Origin of the sequence: Peribacillus sp. AS_2 (assembly GCF_026891895.1) — a bacterium.
Taxonomy (GTDB): domain Bacteria; phylum Bacillota; class Bacilli; order Bacillales; family DSM-1321; genus Peribacillus; species Peribacillus frigoritolerans.
Window position 1 is genome coordinate 296214 of sequence record NZ_JAPTGA010000005.1, and the last position, 16122, is coordinate 312335.

The following is a 16122-nucleotide window of genomic DNA, read 5'->3' on the forward strand; positions in this document are numbered from 1 at the left end:
ACGATGTGAACCATTAGAATAGTAACGGAACTCATAAAAAATGCCATATTAAGGCGCTTAACAAACATTAAAGAAACCAATCGTTACTTTTCTTTATCATGAAGCTTATCTTCATATTCAGTTTCCAACATACCATACAGACCATTCATTTCTTGTTCATCCGGATCTGCCCCAAACTCGTTTCTATATTTTTTCTTTTTATCATCAAGGATTGCTTCTTTTTCATTCTTCTTGTCCATACATATCACCTCCAACCAATAGGGTGTCTCATTGCTTGATAAAATATGCATGGTAATCTCATTTGCAAAACGTTTTATTGGGTATTCTAAATAGTTATTAGTCTTACTATTTGTTAAGATATAAATATATTAACTTAGAGATATCGGAGAGGGAATGTGAAGAAGAAGAAACGTAAGAAATCAAAGAAAGTTTTTACCATTTTCATCCTGATTTTTGGATTTTTGCTCATTAAGGAGATCATGAAAACCCCCTATCCCGAAAATGTTTCCACATCAGTAAATACGCTTGATTCTTTCGCGAACGTAAAAAAGTATAGCTCACTCCTTCAAGGGGAGTTGGCTAAATACGGACTTGAGGAGCATACTTCGACATTGATTGCTTTGATGCAGCAGGAAAGCCGAGGAAGGGGCGGTGACCCAATGCAGGCATCTGAGTCAGCGGGTCTTGATCCAAATACAATCACAGATCCAACGGAAAGCATTAAGTATGGGGTGAAACATTTTAAGAGGATCAATGAATATGGCAATGAAAAGGGTGTGGATTTTGCCACGATCATTCAAGCATATAACATGGGTATTGGTTATATTGATTTCGTGGCGAATGAAGGGGGCAAGCATAATGAAGAGCTTGCGAAGAAGTTCTCCATGCTTCAGGTCGAAAAGAACCCCAGGCTCTATGATTGCGGCGGGGACAAGGATAATTTTCGGTACCCATATTGCTACGGTGACTACTCATACAGTGCAAAGGTATCTAAGAACATTGAGGAGCTTGGTAACAGTTTATCGGCTCAAGCTGATGGTGAGTGAGGGGAACAAAAAGCCTACTGAATGAAGTAGGCTTTTTTTCATGGTAATGCTACCTCTTTTGCGGAGTTCAAAGAATCAAAACGATTGTCATTTATTGTTCAACCATGGAAGGAGATCGTTATGTTTATAGAGTTTCCCGGATTCCTCAATGATTTGTGAAAGAAGGATATCAATGGAATCAAGTAAAGAGTTTAAGGCTTGTTTAACAGAACCACTCTCAAATTGCTCTAAGGGCACAGGTAACTCTTCCTCGTCCAAAATAAAATGTGACCCATCCGGAAGCACCATGATATCAATGATCAAATCCTCAAAGGATAACAACTTATCCGCCATATATGTATTTTTTACAATATTGAAATAGGAACCTAAATAATTGCCTTCATTATCTCTCCAAATGTATAAATTATAAGGGCGGTCTTTCCAATAATAAGCTATCGTATAACTTCCAATGGGTATGTTTAATTCTATGGGACCCGCTTTCATCGTGAACGCATCCAGGATTTCATGAAAAAGCACGACATGATGATTTTGTGCGTTTAATAGCATGCAGGTATGTTCTACAACTAAAGAGTCATAGCGGATTTTTCTTTCAATTATTTCATTGCCAAGTTGAAGTGGTGTTGTATATATTTTGTCCATCATTTTATTTCTCCCTTAAAAACCATCTAGATCATTATGCCATTTGTTTCTTTTCTACTTTGGTAAATATCAAAACCTAATTTCACAAGGAAATTAGGCTTTAACTATACCAAAATCGTTCACTCTTCTGCCTAATCAGAATGTTGTTTATTGGAACTTATCCTTGATACGCCTGCTCTAAAGTTTTAATGTCAATTTTCTTCATTTGGAGCAACGCCTTCATCATTCTTTCCGATTTTTCAGGATTGGAGTCGTTCACCATCTCGGTTAGACTTTCTGGGATTATTTGCCATGACACACCAAATTGATCTTTCAGCCAACCGCACACTTGCGCCTTTTCATCTCCGCCTTCCGAGAGTTTCCCCCAATAATAGTCCAATTCTTTTTGATCCTCGCAATGGATGATAAATGATATTGCCTCTGTGAATTTGAATTGAGGACCGCCATTCAATGCTACGAATTTTTGTCCTTCCAATTCAAATTCCACGGTCATCACAGAACCCATTGTCTTTCCATGGATTTGGTTTCCTTCATTTCCATAGCTGGTGATTCTTCCGATCTTAGAATTTTCAAAGATGGATGTGTAGAACTTCGCCGCCTCTTCGGCTTGTGAATCAAACCAAAGGTTAGTTGTGATTTTTTGAATTTTGTTTTTCATGATTTTTCTCCTTTATTGTTTTCATCCTTGCTATTATGGTCAGGAAATGAGTATTGATTCGATAAGATAAGATTAAATACCTGGAAAGTACCCTTTCACTATACACCTTTTATCCTGAACCAAGATAATGCTGTAAAGTTAGGTTGTGTTTTGTGTTTTCCAACCGATCATTTAACTAATCCCCTTAATCCTTTGCTTGTTACAATATCCTTCTCATGGTGATGGAAATACAAAAGGATATAGAAACTTTTCAACCGTGAAAAGTCCTATATCCAAATTCCGTTTCTCAGCTTTCGAAGTTAAATTGCCATTTGATTCCGAATTTATCGGTTAACTGACCGTAAATTTTACTCCAGAATGTTTCCTGCAGCTCTAGACCAACCGTGCCGCCTTCACTTAGTTTGTTAAAGATCGATTTAATTTCCTCCACATCATTACCGACATATGCCAGGCTGATATTATTTCCTTCTACAAAAGGCATACCAGGAAAAGTATCTGAAAACATGATATTGCTACCATTAATAGTAAGCCTTGTATGCATGACTAAATCTTTCGCTTCTTCTGGAAGGGGAAATTCCGGATTAGGCGGTGTTTCCCCAAAGGTCATGATATTTGGTTGTTCCGTTCCAAAAACCTCTGCGTAGAACTCTACTGCTTGTCGACAATTCCCATTAAAATTAAGATATGCATCAACTGACATGTATCTCACTCCTATTTTCTTATTTATTTTTCAATGCTCCCAATTTATTACTTAATGCATGATTACCTTACGAAAAATTCCGGTGGTTCAATTCCAAGGGTTCTAAGATAAATATAACCCTGTCCCCTATGGTGGATCTCATTTTCCAAGGCATATTGAAGTCTATCAAAGTGGCTTTGTGAGGGACCGAAAAAAGGATCTTTTTCAACCACTTCAAGCGTTTCCTCGGTCATTTCCTCCCACAATTTCCTCGTCTCATCCCTTACTGTTTCGCATGCAGATACAAGTTCTTCTTTGGTGGAAATTCCGGCAAAGGAATCTGGAAACTCCCAAACACCCAGTGCAATTCCACGCATATATGCAGTTTCAATGTTCATGATTTCTTTAACCATCTCTGCGAAAGGGCGAAGCTTCCCGGCCGGTGTATAATGAAACAATTCCTTTTCAGGGAAAGCTTCAACCACCCGCAACGTCAAGCTCCTGTTGCCTTCCAATATATTTAACAAACCCTCTTTCGATAGAACCACCATTTTCACTCTCCTTTGAGAAATACTCTGTATAGAAGTTCTGTGAAAAATAGAAAAGTCCTGCAAATTTCTGTATATAAAGATTGCATAGCTTTTTTTAATAAACAATGGAGCAATTCCATTAATATATAATTAACCAATAGATTAAGTAAAAAGGGGAAATGTCATATGTTCGGTTCATTAAATAAAACTAAATTAATAAAAAATGATTTAAAAGGCATTGCGAAATTAATGTATCAGGATGTGTCAGTCGATACTTGGGATCAAGAGAACCTAACAAAGAGAAATTTAGATATTACTATTGAAAGCATTCGTTATATAGATGCTTATACGAAAAGATTAAGCACTACTCAAATGGGTAGGGAACTTTTAAATAATCATTTTGATAATTTTGTGGTTCGGATAGGTGCGTATATTGGAGAAGTTATAAAAAGGAATATAAATCAAGATTATAAAATGGTATGAATATGATTCTGTATATCATTTTTCTTCTGCACTTGATGAAGTGAATAGGGGCATTAAAACAGAGACGGTTCTTTACTCCAAAAAGAGAGATAGAGTTATAATGCCATTGACTGTGGTAGCTCAACATCTGGAAGGGAATCCGGCACATACAGATTTCTTGGAATATGTAGAAGAAACAATTAAGCAAAGTTCGTAAGAGATATCCGCATAAACAATTGTGTTGGTTTTCAAAAACCTTCCCAAAAGAGGAAAAATTCAATTTTTGTATATATTGATTAAATCTGTCATTTAATATACGATTTAATCAGTTATATTTTCCCAACCAGCATGATGCTTATACATAAATGATTCAATTAATAACGGAACCAGCAGAAAGGGAGAGAAGCCAATGATTAATAAAGTCGGTCAAATTATGTTATATGTTAATAACCAAGATGAGTCATTGAAATTTTGGAAGGAAAAATTCGGATTTAGCGTAATTTCTGAAGAAGATAACGGCCAAGGGTTAAGATGGATTGAAATAGCACCAACAAAGGATGCACAAACGAGCATCATCCTGCATAATAAGGAATTCATTGCTAAAATGCAGCCTGAATTAAATCTTGCTACACCTTCATTAATGTTTTACTCGGATAATCTTGATGAATTATATAAAGACTTTTCGGAGAAGAATATCAAAGTGGGAGAACTTGTAAATATGCCATCTGGAAGAGTCTTCAATTTTGCTGATAATGAAGATAATTACTTTGCGGTCATGGAAAAGAAGTAAATCATTTAGCTAAAGATAAAAAACATCAAAACGACTAGAAAAAATATTTTTAGTCGTTTTGATGTTTTTTGATCAAACTACACTCTTTATGAAACATTTAGTCTTCAGGCCTTGGTCCAGCAGGAAGTCCAGAGTTCTCAACCGTCTTGATCGGCCGAATGGTTATGTCTCCATTCACGTAAATTTGACAAGATAAACGCAAATGATCTTCCATTCCTTTTTCCTCAAAGACCTTTTTTTCTTTATGTGTAACCTCCAAAAAATCACCTGCCAATATTTCCACTCTACAAGTTGTACACTTAGCTTTCCCACCGCATCGGTGGAGAATATTTATCCCGTTATCTTCCAATGCCAATACTAATTTTTTTCCCATTTCAACTTCAAACGTTCCTTGGTCTAATACTGTTACATAAGGCATCTAATACCACCTCTTATTATAGGATATCTATCAACAGGTCATTAATATATCTATTCTATTACCTTGTCCATATGACATAAAAAAATGTGAAGTCACTGCTGATTTATAGTAAAGATGAATAATTAATTATCGTGAAGACAAACTTTAAGTACATTCATAATTATTAAAAAGGGATAAATAGAGCTAGGAAAAATAAGCATGGTCTTTTAGTGGGAATTAAGATCCATTCAAAAAAAGAGTCAAATAATTAAAGGGAGGTGCATGCCTGTGAATAATGGACATTGTGATTTTTCACCAATGAAACAAACGTTAAAAGAGGAGATACGCCAAGTAATATCGGCATTACAGGATAACTTAGAAGCAATGGGTGATGAAAATTATTGTCTTCTTGGAAATTTCGAGAAAATAAAGGATAAATTCATATACATTGATATGAAAGCAGCAACATTTTATTTAAACTGTTATTTGTCACCATTTACGGACAAATATCCTGAATTATCAACTTGCGTTCAAAATTTATCGAATTTGAGACATGGCGGGTTGATTGTGATTCAACGGGGAGATCCCCTTGATTCATTGATTCAACCCGGTATTTCTATAGGAGCGGAGTTAACCCATTCTTTATTGGAATCGATTTTTTTTCCTGGAAATCCACTGCATGATGGTGCCGTTTTGGTTAGTCAAAATCAGATTGTTTCCGCAGCAAATGTCCTTCCGCTTTCAGACATGTCAACCGGGGGAAAGAAACTGGGAACACGGCACCGCTCTGCTTTGGGTTTATCTGAACGGAGTGATGCCCTTGTATTGGTAGTATCAGAGGAAACAGGAAGAGTTTCATTTGCAATGAATGGGAAACTGTACCCAATTAATACACACGGGCCTATATAGAATTATTAAGACCATAAGTCACAGGGGAATTATCATGTTCCAGTTAATTCACCCCTGGAATATTCAATCGCGTAATAAGTAATCGCTGGATCTCTTTTAGGGTTTTGTAATTTTGCTTATTTTATCAGAATTACAGGTACAGAAAATTTCATGAATTAATCAACCCGGTGATTTTTACCGGGTTTTTGGTTGCTTTTTATATAAAAAAAGGCATATGATAAATAAGGAGTCTCAAGCAGATAAGTTATAAAACGAAAGAGGATTTTACATGATAACCATTAAAAGTGAACGAGAAATAAATTTGATGCATGAAGCAGGCAAACTTCTTGCTGCGACGCATAGAGAAATTGCAAAAATGATAAAACCGGGTATCACGACTTGGGAAATCGAGGAATTTGTCGATCAATACTTGGCAGAGCATGGTGCTACACCTGAACAAAAGGGTTATAACGGTTATAAATATGCAACATGTGCTTCAGTGAATGATGTGATTTGTCACGGGTTTCCGCAAAAGAAAGCCTTAAAAGAGGGAGACATCGTCACGATCGATATGGTGGTGAACCTTAACGGAGGTTTGGCGGATTCAGCTTGGACATATGCAGTCGGGGAAGTTTCCGAAGAAGCTCAGCGCTTAATGGATGTAACCAAGAATGCTCTATATAGAGGCATTGAAGTTGCACGGGCAGGAAATCGTCTCGGGGACATTGGGCATGCAATCCAGTCTTATGCAGAAGGTGAAAAGTTTTCTGTTGTCCGCGATTTTACAGGACATGGAATCGGCAAAACCATGCATGAGGACCCTACCGTATTACATTATGGTAAGCCAGGTAAAGGTGCCCGTTTAAAAGAGGGCATGGTCATCACGATTGAGCCTATGCTGAATGCAGGAACATGGCATATGAAAATGGACCAAGACGGCTGGACGGCGAGAACGGCAGATGGAAAGCTTTCCGCCCAATATGAACATACCCTCGTCATTACAAAAGAAGATCCGATCATTTTAACGGAACAGTAAGCAAAAAAAGAAGCGACCTTATCATAGGCCGTTTCTTTTTTTGTTTTAAACTATTTCATAATAAACCTCGACAGAATATTCGGAATTCTCCTATCCCACAATAGATCATATCCAAAAAATTAGTACTAGGCAGTTTGGCATTAAAAACTTTACTATTATGTGGCAGCACAGGATAATAAGGGGAAGGAAGAAATATTTAATTATATACAGTATTAAGGGGGGAATGACTGTGAAGAAAGGGGAGAAACTGTCTGCGACGGTAGAAACCGTGGGGTTGAGCCAGCGCGAATTTTTAACGATTTTCTTACTTCACTCTTTGAGGATAAAAGCGAATTATCCAAGGGCGATTCATCAGGACCTGAAAAATACGTTCACTGGAAAAGTGCATAGCTATGACTATTTATGTAAAATATCGAATACGCTAGTCGAATCCAATCATTTATCATTATATACGAATAAGGGAAGAAATTATTATCAAATAACGGAAAAAGGCAAAGAGCTTTACATATGGTATCAAGAAAATTTCCTGGAACGGTTTTCCGAAGTGAAAAAGGTCATTGATCGCTTCATGTTCGATTTAAGGGGATCTGGTGAAAACCCACCGGTTGTAAATGAGCTTCCAGAAGAATACAGGTCTTATTTCTCGAAAATAATATCGGTGAAGGACCTTGTCCGTTATGTAACTTTAAAAGCCGCTTTCACTAAGAAACCCATTTATATGGGGGAAATTGGCGATCTGCTTAAAAATCAGTTCGGCTGGATCGCTTCAAATGGCTATTTATACGATTTATCTCATGAAATGGAAGAGAACGGCCTGCTTGTCGGCAGGTGGGAAAGTGAAAAACGAACTAAACGGTATTTACGAATAACCGATGAAGGACAGCATCATTACAAACAGATTGCGGATTCTGCGGCCTTTCAAGTCCAGGAAATTCAAAAATACATGGCCAGTGTCGTTATGTTCTTAAAAGAAAAGAGTTAAATGATTAGACCAAAATGGAGCCCCTTAATTTGCAAGGAGAATGAAGTTACATGCTTAAATTGAATCGTTCAAGGGTAAATGTTACTTAATACACTTCTTAAAAAGGGGGAATGAGTGATGGCGGAAAAACAAGATGAAATGGGAAGCATATTCAGTTTCATTAAAGGCCAGGTAGATAAGCTCCCAATTTCACAATCGAAAAAGACCAAAATGCTCGACCAGCTCTTACAGCTGAAAACGATGACTGTTGATGCAAGGGAACCGCGAATTGCTCTTGTCGGTAGAAGAGGGTCTGGAAAATCCTCACTGATCAATGCGATGTTTGGTCAGGAACGGCAATATGTCAGTTCCGTTAAATCTGGAACGGGTAAGGGTAAATGGTTATGGTACCCGAGTGATGCCGAACCCAAAATTCGTTTGCTGGACTCACGCGGGCTGGGTGAGAGTGAAGCTCCTACGGAAGAGTTCGAGGAAGATACACCATTGGATGAATTGATAAAAGCGGTGACTGAAGAACAGCCTGATGTGTTTCTTTTCTTGATTAAAGCAAAAGAAGCGGATTCACGTATTGAAGAAGATTTACAAGAATTGAATAAGCTGCGCAAGATCGTTAAAGAGAATCACCATTATGAGGTACCTGTCATCTGTGTGGTCACACAAGTGGATGAACTAGATCCGCCACATTATAAACAAGTACCTTTTGATGCCAATCCTAAGAAAAAAAAGAATATTGATGAAGCCATCGCTTTGATGTCAAAACGATTTAAAGATAGTGAAATACCACTTTTGAACATTATCCCTACTTGTTCGTATATTGATTTTGATGAAAACGGAAATATTGAATATGATATGCGTTGGAACATAGATTTGCTTTCTGATTACTTAATTGAGGCCTTACCCAGTGAAGCGAAGCTGAAGACAGCCAAAGCGATGCAGAGCCAATTCGTAAAGAAAAAATTCGCACGGACGATAGTTGGAACGTTTACGGCAATCGCAGGTTTAATAGGTGCAGAGCCAATACCTTTTGCCGATTTCCCCATTTTGACCGGCATTCAGGGTTTGATGATTGTGGTGATTGGTTTTATCGCGGATAAAGAAATCAATACGAAAACGGCAAGTGAATTCATTGCAGCGTTAGGAATCAATGTTGGCATCGGACTCCTTGTCAGGGAAGGTGTCAGGGCTGCAGTCCGTTTCATTCCAGGAGCTGGTCTAGTCGTTTCCGGTGCGGTAGCGGGTGCCGTCACTTATGGAATCGGGCAAGCCGCGATAGCTTACTTTCTCGAAAACAAGAATATTGATCAGGCGAAGGAGGCATACAAGAACGCGAACAAAGAATATAAAAATGAAGACATTGACTCTTAATCTGAGATTTGAACCATAAACTACACTAAGGTGATATGATAAAGTGGAGTTAGCCGTTCTGTTTCTTCAGCTGGATGGTTCAAGATTTTTGTTTACTAGAGGAGGGATGATCTTCATGTCGTTTTTTCAATCACAGAAGCAAAAAGAATATATACAAAAATTAGAGGCGGCGATTCAGTCCTTTACCGACCGATCTGAGGCACTTGATGATTCAAAGGGATTTCCTTATGAAAACATTCAGGAGTTAAAGGAATTCGGATACCCCCAATTAACTTTAGCTAAAGAGCATGGCGGATATGGCGGTTCCTTATATGATTTTCTCCTATGCCAAGAAAAAATAGCTCAATATTGCGGCCCAACAGCCTTAGGAATAGGCTGGCATGTCGGAACGGTACTTTCCTTATCGGAGAAGAGACCTTGGGAAAAAGGAGTCATGAAAGAATTGTATGATGAAGTGTCGAAAGGTGCACTAATCAATACGGCAGCATCTGAGGCTGGAACGGGGAGTCCGACGCGCGGAGGCCGCCCGGAAACCATCGCGATCAAAAAGGGTAATCAATGGAATTTGAATGGCAGAAAGACTTTTACTACACTCTCTCCTGTCCTTGATATTTTTCTCGTAACGGCATGGGTTCCCGAGGATGAGCGACTTGGCACATTTTTAGTTCATCGTGATGTAAAGGGTGTAAGTATAGAAGAAACTTGGGATATGATTTCCATGCAGGGGACAGGAAGTCATGATCTGGTGTTAAATGATGTCAGCCTGCCTGAAAAGTATTATGTCATGAAAAGCAATCCTGGTGAAAAAAGAAAACCTGAAGCGTGGCTATTACATATACCGGCTTGCTACTTGGGAATCGCAGTGGCTGCCAGAAATTACGCAGTCGAATTTGCGAAAACCTATTCTCCGAATAGCTTGCCAGGACCAATCAGGGACCTTCCGAATGTGCAACGTACAATTGGGGAGATGGAACTGGAATTGGGTGAAGCACACCATTTCCTCTACTCTGTCGCAGAAAAATGGGTGCGGCAGCCTGAAGATCATGATGAATTATCGAAGCAATTGGGGGCAGTTAAGTTATCGGTCGTCAACAAATCGATCTCCATCGTCGATAAAGCGATGAGAGTCGTCGGAGCCAAAAGTTTACAAAGAAACAATCCCCTGCAACGCTACTATAGGGATGTACGCGCAGGACTCCATAATCCTCCGATGGATGATGCGACAATCACCACGCTCGCAAAATCAGCTCTTTATTAATTCTTATTCAAATATTTTTTGATGGCACTGAAATGATCGTTTCAGTGTTTTTTCCTGTTCTTTTTCTAACATAAATTTGTGTTTTCGTTTTAAGGGCATGATTAGGTGTAGTCTTTTTTCCGTACACATGTAAGACTTCTAGAGTGTGGGGAAAAACTAGAACAAAACATTTATATGGATTCAATTGCAAAATAAGGAGGCACGAAAAGTACTATTCACACATAATCAAAGGGAAGGTGCCCTGCCACCCTAGTTGAAAGCTAACTGATGATTTGAAGTAAACTCTGTGGAGATGAGTCTCAACAGAGTTTTTCTTCATTTTTCTTATTTTGTGCCGCTAAACCATATTCCAATTCTCTGTCACTTATAGAACCTATATTTTTTCTGGAATTCGGGAGAAAATAGGATTAGAAAGTCCCTGAAACGGCGCTTGGCTTTTTTGTGTTTTATGGCAAGTGCAATAAACCGATTGAAGGTAGTGTAGAGAAAAGAACCGTTGAAGTGGAATTTAATCCAGACATGTACCATAACATTAAAAAAAGAACGTGCGAATTGTAGCACGATTTCTTTTAGAGTAACATATACTTTACCGGGGTATAGTTTACCATTGTTTCCATACATCCTGTGGAAAAAGGAAATGGCGTTTATTCTCTGAAATTCGACCTGCCTGAATACTCTTATAATGCGTTTGTTGATAGTAAACCCGGAAACCTTGTCATCAGGTTAGTCCGATAGAGTTTGAGGTCGATAAAAATATGAGGATCAATTTAAGTTTTATGATAAAGTCAATAGCTATCGATTTGCTATAGAGGTCAAATAAAAAGGAAATGGGGAATTTATATGAACTTAGATGGGGTTAGCAAACATCTATTAATTTGCAACGGGAAAACATGCACGAAAAATGGAGCAGAAGAAGTAACAGAGACGATTAGGGGGGAATTGAAAAACTTAGAACTACAAAAGGAGATTCACACAACAAAAACATTATGCAACGGCCAATGCAAGCATGGTCCGATCGCTATTCTATATCCACTAGGAACCTGGTATAAAGAAATGGATAAAACAAAAAGTAAAGAGCTTATTCATAAATTGAAAGAAAATGACAATGTTCATCTAGGTTCTGAACTTTATTATCATGATGGGAAAACATTCAAGAACCAGAAGAGTGAATGAACTGTAACATCTCACTTCTATATCTAAAAAGGGTTTCTGTATATGACGCTTTTCTGAAAGAAAAATTTTCGATATTCAGTGGACTGATCCTTTTTACCCATCAGTCGATAATTTAATCAATAGAGTTTACATCTCCCCATTAATACTAATTGAAAATTGTTCTCTTAGAAAATTCAACAGTTTTACCAATATGAAAAAAATACCCGTTCTTTAAGAACGGGTATTTTTTATATAACATTACCTCAAATTCTTTCCTGGATGGCGGAAGAGGTAACTTTTATTTACCTCATAATAATTTAACTAGCTTATCATTATCTATCTTGATATGATTGATATGCCTGTCTAAATCTTCGAAAAATATCGAAAGTTCGGTGTAAAAATGAATCTTATGACCAAAGATTTACTGATTAACTTTTTACTTATCCTTTTTCCGATCTTTTTATTGCAAATGAGCTATCTAGTGAAGTACGTATACCGTTTAGATGCATTAAAAGGATCCTTCCTATCGATTTTCCCTATTCTTTCACTTGTTCTATGCATGCTATTTCCCGTTGTTATAGAAGAGGATTTTGTTTGGGACCTTAGATGGATCCCTTTTCTGTTAGGCGGTTTATATGGAGGCTATCGGTTAGGAATCATATTGATAGTCATCACTCTTGTTATCCGCTATTTATCAGGGGGTGATAATGGATTTTATATATCATGCATCACTTTTCCACTAGTGGGTGTTTCCTTGTTTTTTATATCTAAATACTATTTGAAACTCTCTGTCAGTAAAAAAATTATCATCGGTATATCATTAATCTTCATTGTACATATTCTCACGCAGTTTATTTCAACAGTAGTATTTGAACTTACTATCGGCATAAGTCTATGGAAACAATACTTCACGATCCAAGTCATTGGAATTGTTGTTGTAATCTTACTATGGGAGGTCATCCTCACTAATTTTCAGGTTCTCGAAAAATTAGTGAAAGCGGAAAAATTGCAAATCGTTAGTCATCTGGCTGCTAGCATATCTCATGAAGTCAGAAATCCCCTTACAGTTACCAGGGGATATATACAAATGTTAAGCGAAGACGTTTCTTCCCATACAAAGGTCAGATATGCAAATATTGCACTGAAGGAATTGGATCGGGCCACGGATGTCATTAATGACTATTTGACATTTGCTTCCATAAGCCCTGAAAACACGGAGCGATTAAGGGTATCGGAGGAAATTCAGCATGTCGTGAACAGCATAAAACCCCTTGCTAACAATAATGGAACAGAATTGAAGTTATCACTAATCGAAGATGGAGCTTATTCTATCATGGGGGAAAGGAAGAAATTCCAGCAGTGCTTGTTCAATATCCTAAAGAATGGCATAGAATCGATGGACCATGCTGGCGAAATATACATAGATTTAATTCGCGCTGCCTCCACCATCCAAATTAAAATCCAAGATCAGGGAATTGGAATGACACAGGAACAGATATACCGTTTAGGTGAGCCTTACTTCACGACAAAAAATAAAGGGACGGGGTTGGGCATGATGGTTTCATATAGCGTTATCAAAAGCATGGATGGTACGGTACATGTGTCAAGTGTGCAAGGGAAAGGGACATGTTTCTCCATTAACCTGCCCATACATCAATACGAGCCTAATTGAGTTTAGTGTAAATTGACAGTTTTGAAACTCATAGATTACAATTTAAGTAAACTACCAATATTATGAAATGATTCAATGACGCATTTGATACCTAAGGGAGATGATTGCATGAAATCGCTTACAGATGGACAAATCATTTGGGAACCGACAAAGGAACAAATCGAGCAAACGGTATTGACTCAATATGTGAATTGGTTAAAAGAAAAGAAAGGTTTAACATTTCATGACTATCATGAATTATGGAAATGGTCGGTAGATGAACTTGAGCAATTTTGGGCTTCAATTTGGGATTATTGTGATGTAAAAGCCGGCAGGACATATGACAGGGTTTTAGCGGAGCAATCCATGCCAGGTGCGAAATGGTTCGAGGGGGCAAGGCTTAATTACGCTGAAAATGCATTATTGAATGATCAAGAAGAGAAAACGGCGATTTTTTTTCGTTCCGAACATATCAGGCAGCAAGAGGTTAGCTGGAAAGAGCTGAAAGAAAAAGTGGCATCTGTCGCCCATTCATTAAGGAAACTTGGTGTGAAATCAGGTGACCGTGTTGTTGCCTATATGCCAAACATACCCGAAGCGGTGATAGCTTTCTTGGCAACAGTGAGCATAGGTGCCATCTGGTCCAGTTGTTCACCTGACTTTGGGGCAAGAAGCGTCATAGATCGTTTCAAACAGATTGAACCAGTTGTATTACTGGCGGTTGATGGATATCAGTACAATGGAAATGTATATGATAAAACATCAGTCGTCTCCCAGCTTAAACAGGAATTGGTCACTGTCAAGCATACCGTGCTGGTTCCTTACATAGAAAAAAAGATTTTGGAAGTGAATCTGGCAGATACAGTTCCTTGGGATGACCTATTAAAAGAAAAGGCGGAATTATCTTTTGAAAGTGTTCCTTTCGATCATCCGCTTTGGATTCTCTATTCATCAGGTACAACCGGGATGCCAAAACCGATTGTACAAGGGCATGGCGGTATATTGTTAGAGCATTTCAAATCAACAAGAATCCATCAAGGCATGACTTCCGAGGATACCGTATTCTGGTTTACGACGACAGGCTGGATGATGTGGAATCTCCTTATGGGTGGTTTGCTTAATGAAGGGACCATCGTCCTTTATGACGGCAGCCCTTCTTTTCCGAATATGGATGTTCTTTGGGAATTGGCGCAAGATACAGGCATGACTTTCTTTGGAACAAGTGCACCATTCCTTACGAATTCCATGAAGTTAGGAAACAAGCCCCTGGGAAAATATGATTTATCGAAATTGAGGGCTCTTTTTTCAACTGGAGCTCCATTATCTGGAGACGGTTATAAATGGGTGTATGAAAATGTCAAGAAGGATATCTGGCTCAGTTCATCCAGTGGCGGGACCGATGTATGTGCCGGATTTGTGGGCGGTGTTCCAACATTGCCCGTGAGGATCGGAGAGATACAAGGAAGGGCATTGGGTGTTTGTGCGGAAGCCTTTGATGAGCATGGTCAAACATTGATTAATGAAGTCGGTGAATTGGTCATTACGAAACCGATGCCGTCCATGCCGCTTTATTTCTGGAATGATCAAGATGGGAAAAGATACTACGAGAGTTATTTCGATACGTATCCTGGCATATGGAAACATGGTGATTGGATAAAGATCGATGACAAGGGCAGCTGTATCATTTATGGACGTTCCGACTCGACCATCAATCGTTCTGGTGTACGGATGGGAACTAGCGATATCTACCGGGTCGTCGAAGCGATAGACGAGGTAATGGAAAGCCTAGTCATTGATAGGGAAGTGCTTGGCCGCGGTTCCTCACTGCTGTTGTTCGTAGTCCTTAAGCCCGGGGAAAGTCTGGATGCTCCATTGACGGCAAAAATCAAGGAACAAATCAGGGGGCATGTATCCCCTCGCTTTATCCCTGACCAAATCCATGTCGTTGGACAAATTCCTAAAACGTTGAACGGAAAGAAAATGGAAGTCCCGATACGTAAAGTATTATTAGGTTTCGAGTTTGATAAAGTAGTGAATGCAGACTCCATGGGAAATCCAGAATCGCTACAGTTTTTTAAAGAATTGGCACTCGAGTTGAATGAGAAAAAAATATTCTAGAATTCAGGCGGAGCAAAAAGCTTCATCTCAAACTGTAGACAATCTCGATGAATATCGAGTTTATCTACAGTTTTTTTAGTGTTTTGTGTAATTTATACGTTGATTTCCACTCAAGGCACTCGCTTTCCGCGGGCGGTCCGCCCTCTGCGCCATTGCGCCTCTGGGGTCTCCCCTGGACTCGCTTTTCCCGGAGGAGTCTCGTACCTTCCGTTCCAATCAACTTTGTTTTAATTTTTAAATAGACCCCTTTTGTCTACAAACTGAGAAGGAGCAAAAAGCTCCGTCTTTTTAAATTTCTCTTGATTGAACTTAGAGATGATTCTCCAACGAGCAACTTCTCCATTTCTGGATACTGGTCTTTGATTTTAGAAGGTTATGCCATATGCCATCCATGACTCTCATACGTATAGTGCACCTTTTCCCGTTCAATCTTAAAAATAAAATGTACTGTTGGAAATATTTTCTTGACAA

Annotated in this window: 17 protein-coding genes; 11 read left to right on the forward strand and 6 right to left on the reverse strand. The window is 38.6% G+C overall.

Annotated elements, in window-relative coordinates:
* Positions 1–83: 83 nt before the first annotated feature.
* Positions 84–239, reverse strand: coding sequence for a DUF4021 domain-containing protein (locus OTG27_RS11650; protein WP_268937003.1), 156 nt, complete (start codon positions 237–239; stop codon positions 84–86).
* A 156-nt stretch (positions 240–395) separates the two neighbouring features.
* Here OTG27_RS11650 and OTG27_RS11655 point away from each other — a divergent pair, with 156 nt between their 5' ends.
* Positions 396–1046: a lysozyme family protein gene (locus OTG27_RS11655; protein WP_268937004.1), complete on the forward strand. Its 651-nt coding sequence runs from the start codon at positions 396–398 to the stop codon at positions 1044–1046.
* Positions 1047–1133: 87 nt separating this feature from the next.
* Here OTG27_RS11655 and OTG27_RS11660 read toward each other — a convergent pair whose 3' ends face one another.
* The 4 genes from OTG27_RS11660 to OTG27_RS11675 form a co-directional block, all read right to left on the reverse strand.
* Complete coding sequence (locus OTG27_RS11660; protein WP_268937067.1) at positions 1134–1685, reverse strand: ribonuclease FAU-1 family protein; 552 nt, start codon at positions 1683–1685, stop codon at positions 1134–1136.
* A 157-nt stretch (positions 1686–1842) separates the two neighbouring features.
* Positions 1843–2343, reverse strand: a complete 501-nt coding sequence (locus OTG27_RS11665; RefSeq protein WP_098865806.1) for a VOC family protein — start codon at positions 2341–2343, stop codon at positions 1843–1845.
* Between the two features lie 286 nt (positions 2344–2629).
* Entirely contained in the window at positions 2630–3043 is a 414-nt protein-coding gene (locus tag OTG27_RS11670) for a VOC family protein (RefSeq protein ID WP_057277670.1), read from the reverse strand.
* A gap of 62 nt (positions 3044–3105) precedes the next feature.
* Entirely contained in the window at positions 3106–3573 is a 468-nt protein-coding gene (locus OTG27_RS11675) for a DinB family protein (protein WP_063576249.1), read from the reverse strand.
* A gap of 165 nt (positions 3574–3738) precedes the next feature.
* On the opposite strand from OTG27_RS11675, the gene OTG27_RS11680 reads away from it, so the two are divergent.
* A complete protein-coding gene (locus OTG27_RS11680; RefSeq protein ID WP_268937005.1) occupies positions 3739–4035 on the forward strand; it encodes a hypothetical protein in 297 nt (98 codons plus the stop codon).
* Positions 4036–4423: 388 nt separating this feature from the next.
* Entirely contained in the window at positions 4424–4804 is a 381-nt protein-coding gene (locus tag OTG27_RS11685; RefSeq protein ID WP_268937006.1) for a VOC family protein, read from the forward strand.
* Positions 4805–4901: 97 nt separating this feature from the next.
* Here OTG27_RS11685 and OTG27_RS11690 read toward each other — a convergent pair whose 3' ends face one another.
* Entirely contained in the window at positions 4902–5222 is a 321-nt protein-coding gene (locus tag OTG27_RS11690) for a 2Fe-2S iron-sulfur cluster-binding protein (RefSeq protein WP_095678412.1), read from the reverse strand.
* Positions 5223–5489: 267 nt separating this feature from the next.
* Between OTG27_RS11690 and cdaS the strand changes: the two genes are divergently transcribed.
* The 8 genes from cdaS (at position 5490) to OTG27_RS11730 (ending at position 15651) form a co-directional block, all read left to right on the forward strand.
* Entirely contained in the window at positions 5490–6110 is a 621-nt protein-coding gene (gene cdaS / locus OTG27_RS11695; RefSeq protein ID WP_218013318.1) for a sporulation-specific diadenylate cyclase CdaS, read from the forward strand.
* 268 nt (positions 6111–6378) lie between these two features.
* Complete coding sequence (gene map / locus OTG27_RS11700) at positions 6379–7125, forward strand: type I methionyl aminopeptidase (protein WP_063576246.1); 747 nt, start codon at positions 6379–6381, stop codon at positions 7123–7125.
* A 229-nt stretch (positions 7126–7354) separates the two neighbouring features.
* Positions 7355–8107: a PadR family transcriptional regulator gene (locus OTG27_RS26585; protein ID WP_052137416.1), complete on the forward strand. Its 753-nt coding sequence runs from the start codon at positions 7355–7357 to the stop codon at positions 8105–8107.
* A gap of 117 nt (positions 8108–8224) precedes the next feature.
* Positions 8225–9472, forward strand: a complete 1248-nt coding sequence (locus tag OTG27_RS11710) for a GTPase family protein (protein WP_268937007.1) — start codon at positions 8225–8227, stop codon at positions 9470–9472.
* 115 nt (positions 9473–9587) lie between these two features.
* Positions 9588–10730, forward strand: a complete 1143-nt coding sequence (locus OTG27_RS11715) for an acyl-CoA dehydrogenase family protein (protein WP_098865811.1) — start codon at positions 9588–9590, stop codon at positions 10728–10730.
* Between the two features lie 840 nt (positions 10731–11570).
* Positions 11571–11903, forward strand: a complete 333-nt coding sequence (locus OTG27_RS11720; RefSeq protein ID WP_268565679.1) for a (2Fe-2S) ferredoxin domain-containing protein — start codon at positions 11571–11573, stop codon at positions 11901–11903.
* Between the two features lie 388 nt (positions 11904–12291).
* Complete coding sequence (locus OTG27_RS11725; RefSeq protein ID WP_268937008.1) at positions 12292–13554, forward strand: sensor histidine kinase; 1263 nt, start codon at positions 12292–12294, stop codon at positions 13552–13554.
* A 108-nt stretch (positions 13555–13662) separates the two neighbouring features.
* On the forward strand, positions 13663–15651 hold the full coding sequence (locus OTG27_RS11730; RefSeq protein WP_268937009.1) for an acetoacetate--CoA ligase: 1989 nt from the start codon (positions 13663–13665) through the stop codon (positions 15649–15651).
* Positions 15652–16122 lie beyond the last annotated feature (471 nt).